At 46.4% G+C, this 21,967-nt stretch carries 16 protein-coding genes; 8 read left to right on the forward strand and 8 right to left on the reverse strand.

Annotated features, from left to right (window positions below):
* Positions 1–201 precede the first annotated feature (201 nt).
* The gene (locus tag Q3C19_RS05675; protein WP_302727982.1) at positions 202–4,683 is read left to right on the forward strand and encodes a translocation/assembly module TamB; all 4,482 of its coding nucleotides are present in this window, start codon (positions 202–204) and stop codon (positions 4,681–4,683) included.
* A 20-nt stretch (positions 4,684–4,703) separates the two neighbouring features.
* Here the strand turns inward: Q3C19_RS05675 and Q3C19_RS05680 are convergent, their stop codons facing one another.
* Positions 4,704–5,498 carry an ABC transporter permease gene (locus Q3C19_RS05680; protein WP_022162722.1) on the reverse strand — a complete coding sequence of 265 codons (795 nt, stop codon included), beginning with the start codon at positions 5,496–5,498 and terminating at the stop codon, positions 4,704–4,706.
* A gap of 24 nt (positions 5,499–5,522) precedes the next feature.
* Complete coding sequence (locus Q3C19_RS05685) at positions 5,523–6,146, reverse strand: ATP-binding cassette domain-containing protein (protein WP_302727789.1); 624 nt, start codon at positions 6,144–6,146, stop codon at positions 5,523–5,525.
* Positions 6,147–6,241: 95 nt separating this feature from the next.
* Here Q3C19_RS05685 and Q3C19_RS05690 point away from each other — a divergent pair, with 95 nt between their 5' ends.
* The 4 genes from Q3C19_RS05690 (at position 6,242) to Q3C19_RS05705 (ending at position 11,589) form a co-directional block, all read left to right on the forward strand.
* Positions 6,242–6,772: a ferredoxin domain-containing protein gene (locus Q3C19_RS05690; protein ID WP_022162724.1), complete on the forward strand. Its 531-nt coding sequence runs from the start codon at positions 6,242–6,244 to the stop codon at positions 6,770–6,772.
* A gap of 84 nt (positions 6,773–6,856) precedes the next feature.
* The gene (locus Q3C19_RS05695; RefSeq protein WP_302727792.1) at positions 6,857–7,909 is read left to right on the forward strand and encodes an agmatine deiminase family protein; all 1,053 of its coding nucleotides are present in this window, start codon (positions 6,857–6,859) and stop codon (positions 7,907–7,909) included.
* Between the two features lie 96 nt (positions 7,910–8,005).
* Complete coding sequence (locus Q3C19_RS05700; protein ID WP_302727794.1) at positions 8,006–10,348, forward strand: AAA family ATPase; 2,343 nt, start codon at positions 8,006–8,008, stop codon at positions 10,346–10,348.
* Between the two features lie 101 nt (positions 10,349–10,449).
* A complete protein-coding gene (locus Q3C19_RS05705; protein ID WP_302727796.1) occupies positions 10,450–11,589 on the forward strand; it encodes a hypothetical protein in 1,140 nt (379 codons plus the stop codon).
* Positions 11,590–11,690: 101 nt separating this feature from the next.
* Here the strand turns inward: Q3C19_RS05705 and Q3C19_RS05710 are convergent, their stop codons facing one another.
* Positions 11,691–12,110, reverse strand: a complete 420-nt coding sequence (locus Q3C19_RS05710; protein ID WP_302727798.1) for a winged helix-turn-helix transcriptional regulator — start codon at positions 12,108–12,110, stop codon at positions 11,691–11,693.
* Between the two features lie 231 nt (positions 12,111–12,341).
* Between Q3C19_RS05710 and Q3C19_RS05715 the strand changes: the two genes are divergently transcribed.
* A complete protein-coding gene (locus Q3C19_RS05715; RefSeq protein ID WP_302727800.1) occupies positions 12,342–13,226 on the forward strand; it encodes a carbon-nitrogen hydrolase in 885 nt (294 codons plus the stop codon).
* 56 nt (positions 13,227–13,282) lie between these two features.
* Positions 13,283–13,732 (forward strand): DUF6078 family protein, encoded by a 450-nt coding sequence (locus Q3C19_RS05720; protein WP_302727803.1) that lies wholly within the window; start codon positions 13,283–13,285, stop codon positions 13,730–13,732.
* 113 nt (positions 13,733–13,845) lie between these two features.
* Here Q3C19_RS05720 and Q3C19_RS05725 read toward each other — a convergent pair whose 3' ends face one another.
* The 3 genes from Q3C19_RS05725 to Q3C19_RS05735 all read right to left on the reverse strand — a co-directional run bounded on the left by Q3C19_RS05725 (position 13,846) and on the right by Q3C19_RS05735 (position 17,191).
* Positions 13,846–14,232 carry a GtrA family protein gene (locus Q3C19_RS05725; protein WP_071149610.1) on the reverse strand — a complete coding sequence of 129 codons (387 nt, stop codon included), beginning with the start codon at positions 14,230–14,232 and terminating at the stop codon, positions 13,846–13,848.
* A 20-nt stretch (positions 14,233–14,252) separates the two neighbouring features.
* Positions 14,253–16,010: an aspartate--tRNA ligase gene (gene aspS / locus Q3C19_RS05730; RefSeq protein WP_071149609.1), complete on the reverse strand. Its 1,758-nt coding sequence runs from the start codon at positions 16,008–16,010 to the stop codon at positions 14,253–14,255.
* 128 nt (positions 16,011–16,138) lie between these two features.
* Positions 16,139–17,191, reverse strand: a complete 1,053-nt coding sequence (locus Q3C19_RS05735) for a diacylglycerol kinase family protein (protein WP_022162732.1) — start codon at positions 17,189–17,191, stop codon at positions 16,139–16,141.
* Between the two features lie 198 nt (positions 17,192–17,389).
* On the opposite strand from Q3C19_RS05735, the gene Q3C19_RS05740 reads away from it, so the two are divergent.
* Positions 17,390–18,577, forward strand: a complete 1,188-nt coding sequence (locus Q3C19_RS05740) for an aminotransferase class I/II-fold pyridoxal phosphate-dependent enzyme (protein WP_071149607.1) — start codon at positions 17,390–17,392, stop codon at positions 18,575–18,577.
* Positions 18,578–18,665: 88 nt separating this feature from the next.
* On the opposite strand, the gene Q3C19_RS05745 is transcribed toward Q3C19_RS05740, so the two are convergent.
* Both Q3C19_RS05745 and Q3C19_RS05750 read right to left on the reverse strand, forming a co-directional pair.
* Positions 18,666–19,340 (reverse strand): ABC transporter ATP-binding protein, encoded by a 675-nt coding sequence (locus Q3C19_RS05745; protein ID WP_022162734.1) that lies wholly within the window; start codon positions 19,338–19,340, stop codon positions 18,666–18,668.
* 168 nt (positions 19,341–19,508) lie between these two features.
* On the reverse strand, positions 19,509–21,902 hold the full coding sequence (locus Q3C19_RS05750) for an ABC transporter permease (RefSeq protein WP_302727807.1): 2,394 nt from the start codon (positions 21,900–21,902) through the stop codon (positions 19,509–19,511).
* Positions 21,903–21,967: the final 65 nt, after the last annotated feature.

Raw genomic sequence — 21,967 nt, forward strand, 5'->3', positions numbered from 1 at the left:
GTTTATTTACGTTTAAACCTTGCAAAAGTAATGATAAAAGTAGGAAGGATAACGTTTTATTTTATATTTTTGTTGGCCGAACAGAAAAATTAACCGCTCATCAAGAAAGTTAAAAGGATAGTACGTTGGGTTCTTGGTATCATATTAACTTTGTATATCGGGACTATTCTCTTGCTGAATCTGCCTTCTATTCAGCAGGAGTTGTCGTCTATTGTTGCAAAAGAGCTTTCGTCCCAATTGGGTAGTAAAATGACTATCAAGAAGATAGACATCGGACTACTTAATCGTATCATTATCGAAGATCTTCTTTTAAATGACCAATCTGGAAAGGAAATGTTAAAAGTGGCACGTCTTTCCGCCAAATTCGACATAATTCCTTTGCTGAAAGGGAAAATATCCATCAGCAACGTACAACTCTTTGGATTCAACATTTCCTTGGAAAAAGAAACCCCTGATGCCAAACCTAATTTTCAGTTTGTATTAGATGCTTTTGCCCCCAAGGACAGTATCAAAAAAGAATCCAACTTGAACCTTCGTATCAACTCAGTGCTGATACGGCGAGGGAAATTATCCTATAATGTACTTTCCGCACAGGACACACCGGGAAAATTTAATCCACAACGTATCCAATTGCAAAATATCATAGCCAATATTTCATTAAAAGCCATACAGAACGATTCTATCAATGCCGCAATCAAGCGCATGAGTGTAGAAGAAGCCAACTCTGGCTTCGAATTGAAAAAGTTAAGTCTGAAGTTGATTGCCAATGACCATAAAATGAGCATTGAAGATTTTCATGTCGATTTGCCTAACACAGCCTTGGCCATGGACACCATACAAATGCAATACGATAGTCTCAGTGCATTTAAAAACTTTGCGGATGAAGTTGATTTCTCTTTTCGTATTCTGCCTTCTAGCATAACATTGCAAGATATCGCACCTTTTGTTCCAGCGTTTAAAGAGTTTAAAGAAAAGCTTCAGTTAGAATTAGATATTAACGGGAGTATCAATCAATTAGAGTGTCCATATATATCTATTTCATCGGGCAATCATTTCTACCTTAAAGGAGACTTGTCATTACAAAACCTGTCTCAGCCACACAATGCATTAGTTTTCGGTCATCTTACCAACCTATATGCCGATTCAGAGGGACTCAACTTTTTCACCAGAAATTTTAATAAGAAAGAGCTCAATCTCAGTCCTATATTCAAAAACATGGGGTTTGTTGCATTTCAAGGCGAAATATCCGGCTACTTTACAGACCTAGTAACCTACGGACAAGTACGGACCAATTTAGGTACCATCCACAGCGACTTAAAACTTACACTCAATAAAGAACAAAACAACATTTCCTATTCCGGTTCTGTAAAAACAAAAAATTTCGAACTCGGCAAAATGATAGGAAATAATAAAATGGGAAAAATTACTCTCGACTTAAAAGTTAATGGTAATCACCGTAACCAGCTCTATCCGTCTGTCAATATGCAAGGGCTGATCGCATCTGCCGATTATAGCGGATATACCTACGAAAATATAACATTAGACGGAGAATACAAACAAGGAGGATTTAATGGTAAAATTGCGTTGGACGACCCTAACATATTTCTCCAACTAAACGGAAATGTCAATATTGCCAGCAAAAATCCAACATTCAACTTCAGTGCAGATATCAGCAACTTCCGTCCCAACAACCTTCATTTAACCTCGAAATATAAGGACACTGAAGTTGCCGTAAAGGTAAAAGCTGATTTTACGGGAGGATCTATCGATGAAATGAAGGGAGAAATCAATGTAGACAGCTTGACTTTTGTCAGTCCTGACAAAAACTATTTCATGCAAAACCTGAAACTGACAGCTACTCAAAAAGACGAACATAACAAAAGTCTAAACATAACATCCAGTTTCCTCAAAGGCAACATTGAAGGCGATTACTCATATCGCACACTACCGGCCAGTGTGCTCAACATCATGCGCAAGTATGTACCAGCTCTTATTCTGCCTGACAGAAAAACGATTGAAACCGAAAACAATTTCTATTTCGATCTGCATCTGTTCGATACCGAGCTATTATCTACTGTATTTCAAATCCCCCTAAAACTATATACGCACTCTACATTAAAAGGGTATTTTAACGACAAAGCACAACGCATACGTATAGAAGGCTATTTCCCACGCTTTCGCTATGAAGACAAGTTCTTCGAATCGGGTATGATATTGTGTGAAAACCCAGGCGACCAGTTCCACACCAGAATCAGGTTTACCAATCGTAAGTCTGCCGGCTCGGTCAATCTGTCTGTCGACGCCAAAGCCCAAAACGATAGTATACAAGCTATTTTAAATTGGGGAAACAGCAGCAAAGTGACTTACAGTGGACAACTTTCAGCCATAGCCCAATTCATCCGACAGCAAAAAAGCGAAACTCCTGCAAGCACTAAACAGCGCCGTTCCAGGTCAAGAAAGCCTCAAGCTGCATCGCCTCTTACTACTATTATAAATGTACAGCCCACTGATATCATTCTCAACGATACACTTTGGAAAATACATCCGTCACAGATTGTAGTTGATTCAGGGAAAGTGCACATCAACGAATTCCGCTTCACCCATAAAGAACGCTATCTGCGCATCAATGGCATACTGTCCGACTCGCCTCAGGATACCGTCCGCCTCGACCTGAAGAAAATCAATATTGGCTATGTCTTCGACATTGCCGCACTGAACGTCAACTTCAAAGGAGAAGCCACTGGCCAGGCTTACGCCAATGGCGTACTGAAACAGCCGGTTATGAGTACCAACCTTCATATCCGAAATTTCGGATTAAACGACGGTCTGCTTGGAGATGCTGATATTCAGGGCAAATGGCACCACGACATAAAGGGTATTTATCTGGATGCACATATCCGCGAACAAGAGATAGCACAAAGCCATGTATACGGATTCATATATCCGCTAAAGCCTACTAGTGCCCTTGACCTCCAAATAGAAGCTCATAACACAAACCTGAAGTTCGTCCATCATTATATGAATAGCATTACGCCCGAATTCAACGGACGTGTCAGCGGAAACGTGCATTTCTATGGGAAATTCAAGGCTCTCACGATGGACGGCCGTGTGACTGGCGACGCATCCATGAAGGTAGAAGTTCTTAATACTACATTCTCGCTGAAAGACAGTATTCTGATCACTCCCGACGGATTGACTTTCAACAACAACCGGATTTACGATACTCAGGGACATGAAGGTCGCATGAGTGGAGAGTTGCGCTACGAGCATTTCAAGAATCTGAGATACAGGTTCAATTTTTCTGTCAACAACATGCTGGTCATGAATACGCGTGAATCGCATGACTTTCCTTTCTATGGTACTATTTATGGAACCGGCAACGCTACCATATCGGGCAATCAGCTGGACGGAGTCAATATTGACGTAGCCATGACTACCAACCGGAATTCCAGCTTTACCTACATAAAGGACTATGTTTCGTCTGCTGCCAGCAGCCAGTTCATCAAGTTTGTGGACAAAACTCCACGGCGTGCTGTTTTGCAGGATACCCTGCTTCTTTCGGCCTACGAACTGGCTCAAAAAGAAATGGAGCAGGAAGAGGAAGAAAACGAAACCGATATTCACTTGAACCTTCTGGTAGACGCGACTCCGGAAGCCACTATGAAAATTATTATGGACCCGGTTGCCGGAGATTACATCAGTGGCAGAGGAAGTGGAAACATACGGACCGAATTCTATAATAAAGGCGATGTCCGGATGTTTGGCAGTTACCGGATCAATCAGGGAATATATAAGTTCAGTCTTCAGGAAGTCATCCGAAAAGACTTTATCATTAAAGACGGAAGCACCATCACTTTCAACGGTTCACCGCTGAATGCGACGCTTGACATCAGCGCCAGCTATACTGTCAACTCTGCTTCACTGAACGATCTGATTTCAAACGCAAGTGCCTATGTCGACCAGACCAATGTCAAAGTAAACTGCCTCATGAACCTGACCGGCCAGCTTACTTCTCCCGACATCAAACTGGGACTGGAGTTGCCCAACGAACGCGACGAAGTCCAGGCATTGGTACGCAACTACATTCCTACCGACGAACAAATGAACATGCAGATTCTTTATCTTCTCAGCATCGGAAAGTTTTCTCCTGAAAATGTCGATGGAACCCAGAATTCCGATATGATGTCCAGTGTGCTCTCCTCAACCCTGTCGGGACAGCTGAACAATGCCCTGTCACACATCATCAACAGCAACAACTGGAACTTCGGTACCAACTTCAGTACCGGAGAAAAGGGCTGGACGGATGTTGAGTTCGAAACCATGCTTTCGGGACAATTGCTGAATAACCGGTTGCTCATCAACGGTAACTTCGGTTATCGCGACAATCCTTTGGCCAATACCAACTTTGTCGGCGACTTTGATGCCGAATGGCTTGTCAACCGTTCAGGCGATATCCGTCTGAAAGCCTACAACGAGACAAACGACCGTTATTACACCAAAACCAACCTGACAACACAGGGCATCGGCATCATCTTCAAAAAGGACTTCAATAAATGGAACGAACTTTTCTTCTGGAACAAATGGCTGCAAAGAAGAAAACAGAAAAAGCAGGCGACAAACGATTCCATTGCCATACCGGCCGTTGCACCAGCACAGTCCAAAGTCAAAAGAGAAGGAAGATAAATCCGTAACTGGTAAGCATTTCACTTCCGGTTCATCACGTCCAGCAGTTTGCCGTATGCGTCGAACGATCTGCGTGAAGCCAGCGAAACAGTAATCATCAGCGAAAGCATCGAAGCAGTGAAAGTGATCACCATAATCATCATCTGATATTTAATGGCTACGTTCGGACTGCTTCCTCCCAGAATCTGTCCGCTCATCGTTCCCGGAAAGGCCACCAGTCCCATCACGGCAATGTTGGCAATCAGCGGACTGAACGACTTGATTATGGCCTGACGGATAAACGGAGCCTGTGCCTCGGCCCGGGTAGCGCCATTGCCCAGCAGATAGCGGTACAACTGCTCCTCCCGTTTCAGTCCGCTATAATAAGTATTCAAAGCTATTACATTGCTCGACAGCATGTTGCCCATCAATATTCCGAATATCGGAACAAAATAACGGGCGCTGAACACATTGTCCGGACGCAGAACGATACAGATGAAGTACATGCCTACGCACACTACGCTACACAGAAACCCTACGGATATAGGCATCAACAGAACTTTTTTCTTCAGCCCGGTACGTGCCAAGGCTGTTTGCGATGCCACCAGAATCATGACAACAGCCCACAAGAAATTAATCCACGGATTATCCCATAAAAAAAGATATTTCAGATACATGCCAATAAGAAACAGCTGCACAATCATCCGTGCCGTACCTACAACAGTAGCACGCAACAGTCCCGTCTTGAATTTCCAGATATAAAACAAAGGAATCAAAAGCAGCAAAAGCCCGATACACAGACTGGAATATGAAATATCAATCGTCCCTACTTCCATCATTTCTTTTTCTTCACTATCTTTTTACTTCATTACTATCTGTTTCTGACATCCGGCCGTAAACACTTCATCGTGCGAAACTGCCAATATAGCACTTCCCTTCTCTGCCTGCCGATGCAGAAAACCGAGCACTCTGCCTGTTGCTTCCGCATCAAGAGCCGACGTCGGTTCATCCACCACCATCAGCGGCTTGTTCATCAGGGCGGCTACAGCTATCATCATCCGTTGCCGTTGTCCGCCCGATATCTCGTTCACCCGTTTTTCGTACAGTCTGCGTTCCAGTCCCAGTTCCTCAAAGCAGGCAAACAGACGTTCTTCCGAGAAAGGTGCCACCCGGTTTGCCTTCAAATCGAACGGCAGCCTCACCATCTCCCTGACCCATTCTGACGGCAGAGCCAGTTCTTGCGGAATCCATGCCGTATGCTTACGGATATGATCGATCGTATTTCTCTCCAGCAGCATGCCATTCACCGTTATACGCCCTTCCCGCAAGGGTACGAAACCCAGCACAGCATTCAGCAACGACGTTTTCCCACAACCCGAAGGTCCTGAAATACTTGCCATTTCTCCACAACCCAACTCCAAGTTGAAACCTGAAAAGAGCACTCTGTCACCATAAGCTATGCTGGCATTTTCGATCTGTAACATGTTCTAAACTCATCTTTCTTATTGCACAAAGATAATACTAATATTTTTTTATGCTATCTTTGTCCTGAACTAATTAATTCAACAAACAACAGATTATGATACAGAACGAACGTGACTGCCGCCACGAACACATACTCCACGTGGCCCGACAGATGATGACCGCCGCCCGCACCGCCCCTAAAGGGAAAGGCATCGACGTTATCGAAATAGCTTTGGTTACCGACGATGACATCCGGAAACTTTCCGACAAGATGATTGCCATGGCCGAAGAGAACGGTATGAAGTTCTTCCTGCGCGATGCCGACAATATCCTGCAAGCCGAGTGTATAATAATAATAGGTACGCGCGCGTGCGCGCAAGGACTTAACTGTGGTCACTGCGGATTTCCGACCTGTGCTTCGCGCCCCGAAGGCGTACCCTGTGCCCTGAATACGGTAGACGTAGGCATTGCCGTCGGATCGGCTTGTGCCACAGCCGCCGATTTGCGGGTCGATACACGTGTCATGTTCTCTGCCGGTCTGGCCGCCCAGCAGCTGGGATGGCTGAAAGATTGTGCCACCGTGTTCGCCATCCCCGTCAGCGCATCGTCCAAAAATCCGTTCTTCGACCGCAAGCCGAAGGCATAACGCGTATCATGCAGGATTCACACGGGTTCCCCTGTCGTGCATCCATTCATCATTATCCATCACTACATGTCAACTGAAAACAGTATGAAATCCGAAACCAATCACTCTAAAATACAGAAACCATATCTGCCTGCCGAATGGGCTCCGCAAAGCGGTGTACAACTGACTTGGCCACACGCTGCTACCGACTGGGCATACATGCTCGACGAAGTACAGGAATGCTTCATCTGCATCGCCCGCGAAATAGCAGCCCGCGAACAGTTGCTGATTGTCACCCCCGAACCCGAAGCCGTCAGCAAACAGATAGCCGACCGTGTCAACATGAACAATGTTCGTCTGGTGCAGTGCCCTACCAACGATACGTGGGCACGCGACCACGGTGCCATCACCTTGCTCGACACAGACGGTCCTGCCCTGCTCGACTTCAAGTTCAACGGTTGGGGTCTGAAGTTTGCATCGGACAAAGACAATCTTATTACCCGCCGTCTGACAGAAGCCGGAGCACTCTGCGGCAAGTACGTCAATCGTCTGGGCTTCGTCCTCGAAGGTGGTTCCATCGAAAGCGACGGTTGTGGCACACTGCTCACTACCTCCGAGTGCCTGCTTTCGCCCAACCGCAACGGGCAGATGTCGCAAACGGAGATAGAGGAATACCTCCGCAACACCTTCCACGTGCAACAGGTTCTCTGGCTCGACCACGGCTACTTGGCTGGCGACGACACCGACAGCCACATTGATACCCTAGCCCGTCTCTGTCCGAACGATACCATTGCCTATGTACGTTGCACCGACTCTCAGGACGAGCACTACGAAGCCCTCCGCCTGATGGAAGAACAGCTGAAGACGTTCCGCACCCTGCAAGGAAAGCCTTACCGCCTGCTTCCTTTGCCCATGGCCGATGCCGTTATTGACGACGGCGAACGCCTGCCTGCCACTTATGCCAACTTCCTCATCATGAACGATGCTGTGCTCTACCCTACCTACAACCAACCGGCCAACGACCGCCGTGCCGCCGAGGTCTTGCAAGAAGCCTTCCCCGGCTACGAAATCGTAGGCATCGACTGCCAGGCACTCATCCGCCAGCACGGGTCGCTACACTGTGTGACGATGCAGTATCCGGAAGGGGTAATAAAATAAGGAATACATATTTATACTTTGAAAATGAATATCCAAGAAAAAATTGAATTATACAATTCATTCAGACAAGAATGGCCAATAAGTCGTTTATACACTATGACTTTAGATGAATATTCTAAGATTGGGGATAAACACACTTTTACTTATTGGCTTGAATCCCGTCTCGACCAATTAGGCTCAATATGGGGAGGGTCTTCATTTAAATTTGGAATATTCAATCGAAATGAACAAACGCCTAAAAGAAAAGATACTGGTGCTTGTTATTCAGATAAATACGCATGGAACTCTAAATATGGGAGTAATGAATCTCAAGCCTTTGATCAAATCAGAAGTATAATTATAAAAGTTGCAGAAAGTGCAAATAGAGGAGATTTAAAAGCTATTGAAGAAGCGGACTTAGGGCATGCCTATAAATGGAAAATAGCTTTTCATTATCAATCAGATATAGCTAATCCTATTATTGCACATTTTTTTAAACGAGAACTATTATTTAATATATGTCCGGAATTAAACCATAAAGCTTCCACGACTCTATTTCAAGCTAAAATCTTAGAAAAAAGAAAAGTGGGAGAAGACGTATTTAGTTTTTGTGAGAGAATTTACAATACTCCTTCCATAAAATATTGGTTATATGCTCCTGGTGAGAATGCCAATATGTGGCCAACATTCTATAACAATCATGTTATGGGACTGGGTTGGGATATAGGTGATTTAAAACAATATAAAACGGCCTCTGAAATAAAAGAAGCTATAAAAAAAACGTATAATAAAACGAATAATCCGACAAACGATACAAAAGCAAATTGGGAATTCTGCAATGAAATGAATATTGGGGATATTGTTATTGCAAAACAAGGACGAAATAGCATATTGGGTTGGGGAGTAATAACTTCCGATTATTATTATGACTCTAGCAAATATCCAGAATATCCATCATTGAGAAATGTTAAGTGGATTGATACAGAAACAAAGAGTCACGACGAAATGGGTTCTATTGTTCTAAAGACTTTAACAAACATAACTCCATATGCCAATTATGTGGATAAAATGAAAAAATTACTTGGTATAGATACAGATAACAATAATGCTCCTGTTGATATGAAACAAATAAAACTTCTTAAACAAAAGAAGCAAATCATCTTGCAAGGTGCTCCCGGAACAGGTAAAACATATAAAACGGCAGAATTAGCTGTTGCTCTTTGTGATGGTGTAGATACACTTTCCATGAATAGAGAAAAAATCATGGAACGTTATCGTGAACTATATGATGAAGGTAGAGTTAGCTTTACTACGTTTCACCAGTCCATGGACTATGAAGAGTTCGTAGAAGGCATCAAACCTATAGTCAATTTTGAAAAACAAACAGAATATATAATAAGTAAAGGTATATTCAAAGATATTTCTCAAAAAGCCCTTCTAGAAAACATCAAGTTAACTCCAAATTGCTATACAGAATTAGAATTTGAAGACAATTATGAATTACTAATTTCTGCCATTAAAACAGGAAAAATAACAGAATTCCAACAAAAATCGACATCAACTCCAATAGAAGTTATAAATATATCAAAAAATAAAAATATTATATTCAGGCACAAAGGTTGTAATAAACAATATATCATTTCAAAAGAAAGGCTAACTAAACTTTATGACCATTATAAAACGCCTGACGCATTCTATCAAATAAAGAATATTAACAATGAATTTAGAGATATTATTGGAGGATGTAATTGTTCTGGTTATTGGGCTATATTGAATTACCTTTTTTCCCATAATTCATCAGTACAATCATTTGATATTGATATTAAAAATTTAAAAGAAGACGAACAAGAGAATCTGATACAACGATTTATTTCAGATATAAAAAAAGATAGAGTAGAAAGAACAAATAATCAAATTCGACCCTACCTTCTCATCATCGACGAAATCAACCGCGGCAATATCTCCAAAATATTCGGAGAATTGATTACTTTGTTGGAGGCCGACAAAAGAATTGGCGAAGAGAATGAACTTACGGTCACTCTCCCCTATTCGCAGGAAACATTTGGAGTACCAAGTAATCTTTATATAATCGGAACAATGAATACAGCCGACCGCAGTGTGGGCTACATTGACTATGCCATCCGACGTCGTTTTGCTTTCATCACCTTAAAGGCAGACAGAAATGTGATTGAAAGTTATTACACAGACAACGACTTGAAGCAGAAAGCTTTGGCTTATTTTGACCAAGCAGATGCTTTAATGAAAGTTTCTTCTGAATATGAAAAAGATGACTTAATGATAGGTCATAGCTACTTTTTGGCTAAAAGCGAAGAAGAACTTCAGAATAAGATGATTTATGAAGTACGTCCTTTGCTCTTGGAATATTTCAACGACGGACTGCTTGCCTTCAGAAAAGATGATGAAGAATACAAAGCAATCAAGAATTTTGGTGAAGCATGAACATCGTACTTCAAGAACATCAGCAAATAGCCTATCAGGAATTCAGCAGGACCGGAATCAAGATACATGATTTCCCGGACCGGCCGGACAAATCTGTCTATTTGGGACTGACCAGCGACTTGCGACAACAAACTGTCAGGGCAAGTTATTATATAGGTTTGTCATGGCTCAAAGAAGGCGAATGTTCGGTATCGGTACTTCCTAAAATCAATGTTGACTATTTGCAGATGTTCATGGACTGTTTCTATAGTGACGACAACGATGTTCAGGACAAACTGATGCAAATTTATTTCATCGATTTCGAGAAGCCTTGTATCCGTCTGGAGAATTCCCCTTTTGAATTTACTCCTTTCATCATCATCCACTTCCTACAACTGATGAAAAAACTGATAAAGAAAGGTTTAAAAAAGGGATACATTCTGAGAGAAGAAAATCTAAAAGGTAAAGTAAAAGGAAAAATTCTATTTGCGCGTCAATATAAAGAGAATCTTAGTATCGGACGAGTTGAGAACAATTATTGCCGTTATCAGGAATATTCGGAAGACTGTACGGAAAACCGTATTCTAAAAAAAGCTTTGTTGTTTGTAGCGCATTTCTTGAACAATTATAATTTGGTTGGTTCGTATGGACTTCAAAAATTGGTTCAGGGAATGTTACCCCGTTTTCAAAATGTGTCCGATATATCCAATATACAAGAGATACGTAAATTTCAAATCAATCCGTTTTATAGGGAATATGCCAGAGCCTTAAAAGTTGCCAAACTCATTTTACGCCGTTTCGGCTATGATATACAGACAGCCCAAGGCGACGCAGACAAACTGCTCCCTCCTTTTTGGATAGATATGCCTTTGTTGTACGAGCTGTATGTACTGAATATGCTTAGAAACAGATTTGGGAACAATATATACTACCATATCGCTACACGAAAAGATGAAATAGATTTTGGAAAACGGGACGAGCATCTGATTATGGATGCCAAATATGTACCTGATTGGGATACGGAGGTAAATACTGAGCACATAGGTCAATTGGCCCGATATGCACGTGCTCTAGGTATTCGACGCAAATTGTTGGGAACAGACGATGATACAATTATCTGCAACTGTCTTTTACTCTACCCAAGCATACAAGGCATTACATCGTTTGAAAAAGAAAACATTTTAAGTGAAGGAAATGTTAAAAACATGGGATATCTTCAGTTTTATAAATTAGGAATAAAACTCCCTATCAAAGAACCATAAAAGAAAGTGTGTCAAAATAGGGAACCGCTTTCCTTTGGGCACGGATTACACGGAATTTCGCGGATGATTATTCTTCTTTCTCTGCGCTTTCTTCCATTCACTCATACCTTCCTCTCCTTTCTATCCTTCAAACTTACCACTTCCCAATATCCGCTCTTATTACTACCCATACGTACAATCATCCCGGCCTTCCTCAACTCAGCCAAGCGGCGTTTGATAGTTGCTTCCGATACGCCCAATAACGCTCCATATTCAGCATAATTCAATTTGTTATTCTTTAGAATAGCCTGATACAAGCGTTCTGTTATCGGGTCAGAAATTTCATTTATCGGGTCAGATACAGGTTTTATCAGGTCAGCGGCCTGTGACTTCTTGTATACTTCTATCTCCTTACGGATATTCCGTATATGTTCGTCGAACATAAATTCATAGAAAGGAAGAAGCGTTTCCTGCTCGCGTGCATCAATAAGTGCAGCATGTGTCTTGACAAGATTCATGGACTGTTCGTATGCCGCTTTCAAAGATAGAACTTGTTGTAGTCTATCTGTCCGCAATGCCCAATGTCTTATATTCATCCAGTAGGGTAAGCAGTGTTTCCCTTCATAAGCACGTTAGCTTCTTCATGAAGATTTCATTTTAAATATGTTGCCTCAAGAACGATAAGCAGAACCCTCTTGCATTTAGTTGACATACTTGGCGAAAATCTCATGTATTATATTTATCTTTGCTACAGTAACAACAAAAAATCCATTATGAGAAAAATAAAAGTAGGAATCATCCAACAGGCCAATACGGCCGACTTACGGACCAACCTGATGAACCTGGCACACAACATCGAAGCCTGTGCCGCACACGGGGCACAGCTCGTTGTCCTCCAGGAACTGCATAACTCGTTGTACTTCTGCCAGACAGAGAACACCCAGCTTTTCGACTTGGCCGAACCGATTCCCGGTCCTTCCACCGGATTCTACTCCGAGCTGGCAGCTGCCAATCACATTGTGCTTGTCACTTCACTCTTCGAAAAGCGTGCACCGGGACTGTATCACAACACAGCCGTGGTCTTCGACCGCGACGGAAGCATCGCCGGCAAGTACCGCAAAATGCACATCCCCGACGATCCGGCCTATTACGAGAAGTTCTATTTTACTCCCGGCGATCTGGGCTTCGAGCCGATACAGACATCACTGGGCAAATTAGGCGTATTGGTATGCTGGGATCAGTGGTATCCCGAAGCAGCACGACTCATGGCACTGCGAGGAGCTGAAATCCTGATCTATCCCACTGCCATCGGTTGGGAAAGCACTGATACGGACGATGAAAAGGCACGCCAGCTGGGAGCCTGGATCATCTCGCAACGCGGACACGCCGTAGCCAACGGACTGCCGGTAGTATCCGTAAACCGTGTAGGCCACGAATCCGACCCGTCGGGACAGACCAACGGCATCCTGTTCTGGGGAAACAGTTTCGTATCAGGACCGCAAGGCGAACTTCTGGCACAGGCCAGCAACGACCGACCGGAGAATCTGGTTGTGGAAGTGGACCTGGAACGCTCGGAAAACGTACGCCGCTGGTGGCCTTTCCTGCGCGATCGCCGCATCGATGCCTACGAAGGTATTGTGAAACGCTTTCTGGACTAACCGTCCGGAAAGCATTGTCTAATTCTATGTAAAACCAACTTAACAATAGCCCTATTATGAGCAACATGAATATACCGGGTAATTACGCCGTGTGCATCGCAAGCGACAGTTGTCCATTGGCCGAACAGTGCCTGCGTTCGCTGGCATACAAACAACTGGCCCAATCGCCCAAACAGTCTGTGTCCATCAGCATCGTCAATCCGAATAATGATGAAATCCGCTATGCCACCGAACAGTGCAAGCAGTTCCGTTCGTCTCAGCCTAAACGTTACGCCAAAGGAATGACGCATCTGTACGACCACATCACCCAACACCATATTAAGACGGTACGCCTACAGGTAGAACATTGCTTCTCTAGCCGCCGGGTCTATTACTACAGCCGCTCGGGCGACATGCTCATTTCGCCCCGAATACAAAAGGCCATTGCCGATATATTTCGGAAAAACGGCATTGAAGAGCCACCCCAATTCGACGATTATATAATGGAATACGATTGGCGTAATTAAGGAAAAACAGTGCAATGCTTACTGCACTATGAGTGCAATAACTACTGCACTGCGAGTGCACTACCTACTGCACTGTGAGTGCAATAACTGTTGCACTGCAAATGCCTAAGTAGTTAAATTTGTGGGAAGGTAACCTTTTTGTTCATCAGGAAGTTGACCGCACCGTAAACAAACAGTCCCAGGAACTGGGCCAGGTATTCGTTGCACGACAGCCATTCTACCAATAAGACGATGAACAGAAACTGGGCCAGATAGGCCATTCCGAAAGCAATAAGAAAGAGCAGCACCTGTCGCCAGGTGTTGCTCTTCTTGTCTGTAGGAAATATCCAGAACTTGCACCAGACGAAATTATGCGTCTGGGCAAGAACATAAGCTGTAATGTTGGAAGCCAGATAGTGAACGCCCAATACGCCCATCATAAATCCGACGGTAGCTGCCGTAATCAGGGCATTCAGCGTACCGATCAGGGCAAAACGGAAGATGCGTGTGGACTCTTTCACTATTCTTTCCGAACGTAGTTTTACTCTTTTACGTCTACTATCAGGTTCAGTTCGTCCAGCTGTTTCTGGTCGAGGTAACCCGGTGCATCGAGCATGACGTCGCGTCCGCTATTGTTCTTCGGGAAGGCAATGCAGTCGCGGATACTGTCGAGTCCGGCAAAGATACTTACCCAACGGTCCAGACCGTAAGCCAGACCTCCGTGAGGGGGCGCACCGAACTTGAAGGCATTCATCAGGAAGCCGAACTGCTCCTGAGCCTTTTCAGGCGTGAAGCCCAGAATCTCGAACATCTTGGCCTGCAGCTTCGCATCGTGAATACGGATAGAACCGCCACCCACTTCGATACCGTTGCACACCATATCGTAAGCATCGGCACGCACAGCAGCCGGATCGGTATCGAGCAAAGGAATATCCTCGTCCTTCGGATGAGTGAACGGATGGTGCATAGCCATCAGACGGCCTTCTTCCTCGCTCCACTCGAACATCGGGAAGTCTACCACCCACAACAGCGCAAACTTGTTCTTGTCGCGCAAGCCCAGCTGGTTACCCATTTCCAGACGAAGTTCGCACAGTTGCTTACGAGTCTTCATCACATCGTCGCCGCTCAGAATCAGAATCAGGTCACCCGGCTTGGCACCGAAGGCTTCCTTCATCTGCTGCAGAACTTCCTGCGAATAGAACTTGTCTACACTCGACTTCACGTTGCCGTCTGCTTCTACGCGAGCATAAACCATGCCCTTGGCTCCGATTTGCGGACGCTTTACAAACTCGGTCAGTGCATCGAGTTGCTTGCGGGTATAGTGTGCGGCACCTTCGGCACAGATACCGCCGATGTAGGCAGCATTGTCGAACACCGAGAAGCCATATCCTTTCATAATGTCCATCAGTTCGACGAACTTCATGCCAAAGCGCAAGTCGGGTTTATCGCTACCATAGTACTTCATGGCATCGGCCCACGGCATACGCAGGAACGGTTCAGTCAGTTCCACACCACGCAGTTCCTTGAACAGATATTTGGCCATGCCTTCGAACAGTTCGATAACATCGTCCTGCTGAACAAACGACATTTCACAGTCAATCTGTGTAAACTCCGGCTGACGGTCGGCACGCAAGTCTTCATCGCGGAAGCACTTCGCAATCTGGAAGTAACGGTCGAAACCCGATACCATCAGCAGCTGCTTCAATGTCTGCGGGCTTTGCGGCAAGGCATAGAACTGACCGGGATTCATACGCGAAGGCACTACAAAGTCGCGGGCACCTTCGGGAGTAGAACCGATAAGCAACGGAGTCTCTACTTCGATAAAACCTTTGCTGTCGAGGTATTTGCGTACTTCGATGGTCATCTTGTGACGCAGCTCCAGATTCTTGCGGACTGCCGTACGGCGCAAGTCCAGATAACGGTATTTCATACGGATGTCGTCGCCTCCGTCGGTATTGTCTTCGATGGTGAAGGGAGGAGTCAGGGCAGCGTTCAGTACGTTCAGCTCGGATACAATGATTTCAATGTCGCCTGTAGGAATGTTGGCGTTCTTACTGAAACGTTCGTTCACCGTACCGGTAACCTGAATGACATATTCGCGTCCCAGGTGATTGGCCTGCTCGCAAAGTTCGGCATTCACTTCCTCGTTGAATACTAATTGGGTGATTCCGTAACGGTCGCGGAGATCGATGAATGTCATTCCACCCATCTTACGGCTGCGCTGCACCCAACCAGCCAGCGTGACCTGCTTATTGACATCGGAGATACGGAGCTCTCCGCAGGTATGTGATCTATACATAATATATAAAGATTTTAAAAATCAGATTTTCCAATTTAAGATCTGCCTTTTCAGCACATCCAAAAATTCGTGCAAAAATAGCGAAAACTATTCTAATGTAAAGCAAACCGGAACAGTTTTTTAAGGAGCTACTGCTCATTCATCTTTTTCAATTTCCTGATCTGTTCCTTTCCACGGTCCAGCATCGCCTTGTTTTTAGTGGCAATGTCTTCTACAATCGCTTCGTTGAGCTGCTTCAGTCCGTTAATGTAATACTGGGCACGGGCCAGAACGTTCGATGTATCTTTTCCCGCATTACGGGGTACGATCACCTTCAGTCCTTTCTGTACGATTCGCACATCCAGTGTCTCGTTCATCATCACCGGATCGCCGTCGTAATGGGCCACTCCCGGCTTCGTACGGTGAATACGCAGCGACTGGCAGCGGAAAGTCTTGATGCGGCTGTTCTGGTCGATGGTTTTATTGAAAAGCTGGAAGGCCAATGCCGGTACATCGAGCACAGTGAACGGTTCGAGAATAGTCACGTCCAGCAAGCCGTCGTCCAACGTAGCCTGCGGAGTGATGTAGGCATTGTTTCCATACTGCGACGCGTTGCCGCACGCTATCAGGAAAGCTTTATAGCGGGTGGTGTTTCCATCCATCTCTACCTCGTAACGTTCCGGCCGGTATTTCAGGCTCTCCATCAGCGTCTTCTCCAGATACATGAGCGGCCCCCGCTTGCCCGCTTGCGAAAACTTCAGGCTGACAAAGGCATCAAAGCCCACACCACAGGTGCAAAAGAAAGGTATTTCGTTGATTTTTCCATAATCAATGATTTCCGTTACCCCTTCATTTATAATATCAATGGCCTTCTTAGGCTCCATAGGAATCTGCAAATGACGTGCCAGCCCATTGCCCGACCCACAAGGAATAATGCCCAGCGCCGTCTCTGTATGAACCAGCGACCGGGCTATTTCGTTAATGGTTCCGTCTCCTCCAATGGCTACTACGGCATACACTCCTTCGCGTGCTTTCTCCGCCGCTATTTCCACAGCATGTCCCGCACGTTGGGTATAAAGTATTTCTGCCGTATATCTCTCTCTATCCAGTTTCTCGTCAACCCATTTCAATATCAGTTCCTTGCCTTGCGTACCCGATATGGGATTGACGACAAATGCTATTTTTTTCATTCCGTCACTCATGCAAAATTCTTCTATGCTGTCATTCTCTATTTAGGCAAAAGTAATATAAATCCTTTAATTTTCTGCAATAGTAAATGTTTTAAAACGCCCGAAGGCTGTTTTTTTCAGATAAACAGGACAAAAACCGACATATTTTGCTATCTTTGCCCCCTGTTTTGAAAAGACTTATTTTTAAGAGTTAAATATTTTATTATATTCATGGGTTTACTACAAGACAAATTTGCGAAATATGACCTGCCACAACAATACATGGCTCAAGGGGTATACCCTTACTTTCGCACGATAAACAGCCACCAGGACACAGAGGTGGAAATGGATGGTAAAAAGGTTCTGATGTTTGGTTCGAATGCCTACATGGGGCTGACTTACGACCAACGCATCATCGACGCTTCCAAAGCGGCCACAGACAAATATGGTACCGGATGTGCCGGTTCACGTTTCCTCAACGGAACTCTTGACATCCATGTGGAGCTTGAAAAAGAGCTGGCCGAATTTGTAGGCAAAGACGAAGCACTTTGCTTCTCGACTGGTTTTACCGTAAACGAAGGTATCATTCCGGCAGTAGTAGGACGTGGCGATTACATCATCTGTGATGACCGCGACCATGCCTCAATCGTCGACGGACGACGCCTGTCGTTTGCCACTCAGCTGAAGTATAAGCACAACGACATGGAAGACCTGGAAAAGGAACTCCAGAAGTGTGAACCGGATGCTGTAAAACTGATTGTAGTAGACGGTGTATTCTCCATGGAAGGCGATTTGGCAAACTTGCCCGAAATCGTACGTCTGAAAAAGAAATATAACGCCAGCATTTATGTAGACGAAGCTCACGGACTGGGCGTATTCGGCCGTCAGGGACGAGGCGTCTGCGACCACTTCGGTGTGACCGACGACGTGGACCTGATTATGGGTACATTCAGCAAATCGCTGGCTTCTATCGGCGGATTCATTGCTGGAGACAAAGCAGTTATCAACTGGCTGCGCCACAATGCGCGTTCGTACATATTCCAGGCCAGCAGCACTCCTGCCGCTACGGCTGCCGCACGCGAGGCACTTCACATCATCAAGTCGGAACCAGAACGTATCCAACGCCTGTGGGATATCACCAACTATGCTCTGAAGAAATTCCGCGATGCTGGATTCGAAATCGGCGATACAGAGTCACCTATCATCCCCTTGTACGTACGCGATACGGACAAGACGTTCATGGTGACCAAACTGGCATTTGACGAAGGCATCTTCATCAATCCGGTGATACCGCCTGCATGCGCTCCGCAAGATACGTTGGTACGTGTAGCCCTGATGGCTACCCACACCAAAGAGCAGGTCGACTATGCAGTTGACAAGCTGACGAAATGCTTCAAACAACTGGATATTATCAAGTAAACACTGACAAATAGACATTCCTATTTTTAATAAGAGGACACATCCGCCAGTGGATGTGCCCTCTATTCTTTTTATATCTCAACTAGTCTTACAGGTTTGCCTCGGCCACTACCTGTCCGTCGAACAGGTTGATGATGCGGTCGGCAAAGCCGGCATCGTGCTGCGAGTGCGTCACCATGACGATGGTCGTGCCTTCCTTGTTCAGTTCCTTCAGCAAATCCATCACTTCCTTACCGTTCTTCGAGTCAAGGTTACCGGTAGGCTCGTCGGCCAGAATCAGCTTCGGGTTAGCTACCACGGCACGGGCAATGGCTACACGCTGCTGCTGACCGCCGGAAAGTTGCTGCGGGAAGTGTTTGGAGCGGTGACTGATGGCCATACGCTCCATTGCCTGCTCAATACGACGTTTGCGTTCGCTGGCAGGTACGCCCATATAGAGCAGCGGCAGTTCAATGTTCTCATACACATTCAGTTCGTCAATCAGGTTGAAGCTTTGGAAGACAAAACCGATGACACCCTTGCGCAAGCTGGTGCGCTGCGCCTCGGTATATTTCGATACTTCCGTTCCGTTCAGGTAGTATTCGCCCGATGTCGGATTGTCCAGCAACCCAAGTATGTTGAGCAGTGTGGACTTACCGCAACCCGACGGTCCCATGATAGCTACAAATTCACCTTCGTTCACTTCGATATTCACATTGTTCAAAGCCAATGTCTGTACTTCTTCCGTACGGAAGATCTTCTGCAAATTTACAGTCTTAATCATAATCTTTCAGTTTTAATGCCTTTTCCGCTTGATGGGAAAAGACGGGTTAAATATACAGTTAATTTTATAATTAGTCTTTCTTTTTATTCAGTAATCGGATAACTCCCTCTTACTCCTTATATATATTCATCCCCCTCTCCTTGGGAGAGGGGCCGGGGGTGAGGCCCCCTACTCCCTCTTCATCACCTCTGCCGGATTCACCTGCGACGCACGGCGTATCTGCCACAGCACGGTGAGCAGGGCGATGATGGCTACTATCACACCCGCCACAAGGAAAATCCACAACGAGAGCGGAGCGTGATGAGGGAAGTCCTCCATATAGCGGTGGATGCCGACGTAAGCAATGACGGCTCCCGTCACGAAAGCGGCTCCCAGCAGGACAAAGTACTTGCGCAGCAACAGGCGGCAGATGTCGGCCACCTGTGCGCCGTGCACCTTGCGAAGGGCTATCTCGCGGTAGCGCTGGCGGATGTCGTAGAGCGACAGCCCGAACAGCCCCAGGCAGGCGATGACGATGGCTATCAGGGCAAAGGTGATGACGATACGCGTCACCTTCCGGTCTTCCTCGTGCAGGCGGGCTATCTCGTCCGTGACGAACGAATACTCAAAGTCGCCCCGGCCCACAGCCTCCTGGTAGAGGTCGCTGAGGAAGGCGATGGCTTCCTTCCGCTTACCGGGGGCGATGGAGAGGAACGTGAAGTCGCGCCAGTCGTTCTGATAAATGAAGACAATCGGCTGGTTTCCGCCCGACAAATGGCCGGTGCGGAAGTCGTCCACCACACCTATGATGTCGTAGGAGGGAATCTTATTCCAGTCGTCACCCGAACGGTACCAGAAGCGTTGGTTCGGCGTGACCTTCTCCGTTCGCCAGTCCCGGATGTGCAGGGCCTGGAGGAAAGCCCGGTTAGCTATCAGCTTGTAGGCATATTTGTCCTCCTCTCCTTTCCATCCCCGGCCTTCCAGCAGCCGGAAACCGAAGAAATCCATGTATTCGCGCGAGGCCCAGAGATAGCAAGCCTCCACTTCCTGTCCGTCGTCCGTATGGAAGCGGGTATCCGGTTGCAGATTGTAGGGCGGGATGCCATAAGTCATTCCTGTAAACAAGGGTGACTCCCCGATGCGTTTTTCCAGCAGGGCAAAGGCAGCATCTTTCTTCTTCCGCTCCTGTTGTCTGATTTCCCAGTCGTATGTAGCCGCCGGATTCTCTTTCCAAAACTGGCACTGAATGATGTCCTCCGTGCGGTAGCCCACATCCGTATGCAGCAAGAACTGCAAGTGGCGGCTCAGGTAGATGGCGGCTACCGTCAGGCAAAAGGCAATGACGTATTGCAGGAAGAGGAACACCGTGCGCGAACGGGTTGCCTTACCTCCTACCCCCACCTGACTGAGCGAACGCATAGGGGCGGCATGCGCATAGCGCCAGTAAGGCGGCAGCATGGTGAAGAGCGGCAGCAGGAACAGCACAGCCGCGGACAGCAGCAGGTCGAAGCGCAGGTCGCCTTGTACGGGAATGTCGAACCACGCGTCCACCAACCGCCGCGTCACCTCTACCAGCAGCCAGGCCAGAAAGACGACCGCCGCATTCAGGCAGACATTCTCCGCATAGAGCTGGAGGAAGATTTGCCCTTTGCCGGCTCCTAATACCTTCTTCATGCCCAGTTCGCGGCCCCGCTTCAGCATCACGACCGAATAGAGGTTCATGTAGTTGAGCAAGCCTACCAGCAGAATCAGCCCCACTACCAGTCCGAGCAGCCTGAGCACGTCCGGACGACCCTGGGTTACCGAGTCGACATAAGCAGATACCTGCCTGCTCAGGTAGAAGTCCTTGAGCGGAACAAGCTGGTAATAGACGGCCAGGTTACCATAGCATACCAGTTTCATGGGGGTACGGTTGGCCTGGTTTATCTCGTTCCCGTCCTCGGGGCGATGCAGGCGTACCACTTCGTAGCCCACCCGGCTCCAGTCCCTCATCAGATATACCGATAAGACGACATCGAACTGGAAAGAGGACTTTGTGGACGGCTCCTTCAGGATGCCAGCCACACGGACGGGCTTACCCGACGACGTAACCAGCTCCTTGCCCACGGCATGCTCGGTCCCGAATATCCGTAGAGCGGCCTGTGGCGTCAGCAGGGCTTCGTCGGGCTTTAGTTGCAGACTGCCTTCCTTGCAGCCGTAAGGTATCAGGTCGAAGAACAGGCTGTCCACCACTATGGTATTTACCGCATAGCGATAGTCGTCCTTCGCCACAAAGTCATCGTCAAACATCATAAACCGGCTGAACGCCTCCACTGCCGGATGATCCAGCGGATTGCGGTAGTTGGGGTCGTTGTTCCGGTCCCCGCTCTCGCCCAGTGACCCTCTCGGTTCTCCTTCCTTAAAAACGGCTGTCAGGAAAGTCCGGTCGACCTCGGGCACAAAATGATTAACAGTATACTCCTGGTGGATGTAACGCACCAGCACAAAGACACAACCTAGGCTCAAGGCCAGTCCCAGCACATTGATGGCGGTGTAGGTCCTGAAACGCAGGATGGTACGGATGGATAGTAATAAGGCTTTCATAAGCTGATTCAAAGCCTCACCCCCGACCCCTCTCCCAAGGAGAGGGGAGGCTGGGCGATGGCATT

Origin of the sequence: Bacteroides sp. ET489 (assembly GCF_030518095.1) — a bacterium.
Taxonomy (GTDB): Bacteria; Bacteroidota; Bacteroidia; order Bacteroidales; family Bacteroidaceae; genus Bacteroides; species Bacteroides ndongoniae.

Excerpts from the sequence above, each read along its gene's own strand:
- Q3C19_RS05680 (WP_022162722.1), bottom strand. The coding sequence starts at position 5,498 with ATGGAAGTAGGGACGATTGATATTTCATATTCCAGTCTGTGTATCGGG.
- Q3C19_RS05685 (WP_302727789.1), bottom strand. The coding sequence starts at position 6,146 with ATGTTACAGATCGAAAATGCCAGCATAGCTTATGGTGACAGAGTGCTC.
- Q3C19_RS05690 (WP_022162724.1), top strand. The coding sequence starts at position 6,242 with ATGATACAGAACGAACGTGACTGCCGCCACGAACACATACTCCACGTG.
- Q3C19_RS05695 (WP_302727792.1), top strand. The coding sequence starts at position 6,857 with ATGAAATCCGAAACCAATCACTCTAAAATACAGAAACCATATCTGCCT.
- Q3C19_RS05700 (WP_302727794.1), top strand. The coding sequence starts at position 8,006 with ATGACTTTAGATGAATATTCTAAGATTGGGGATAAACACACTTTTACT.
- Q3C19_RS05715 (WP_302727800.1), top strand. The coding sequence starts at position 12,342 with ATGAGAAAAATAAAAGTAGGAATCATCCAACAGGCCAATACGGCCGAC.
- Q3C19_RS05720 (WP_302727803.1), top strand. The coding sequence starts at position 13,283 with ATGAGCAACATGAATATACCGGGTAATTACGCCGTGTGCATCGCAAGC.
- aspS (WP_071149609.1), bottom strand. The coding sequence starts at position 16,010 with ATGTATAGATCACATACCTGCGGAGAGCTCCGTATCTCCGATGTCAAT.
- Q3C19_RS05735 (WP_022162732.1), bottom strand. The coding sequence starts at position 17,191 with ATGAGTGACGGAATGAAAAAAATAGCATTTGTCGTCAATCCCATATCG.
- Q3C19_RS05740 (WP_071149607.1), top strand. The coding sequence starts at position 17,390 with ATGGGTTTACTACAAGACAAATTTGCGAAATATGACCTGCCACAACAA.
- Q3C19_RS05745 (WP_022162734.1), bottom strand. The coding sequence starts at position 19,340 with ATGATTAAGACTGTAAATTTGCAGAAGATCTTCCGTACGGAAGAAGTA.
- Q3C19_RS05750 (WP_302727807.1), bottom strand. The coding sequence starts at position 21,902 with ATGAAAGCCTTATTACTATCCATCCGTACCATCCTGCGTTTCAGGACC.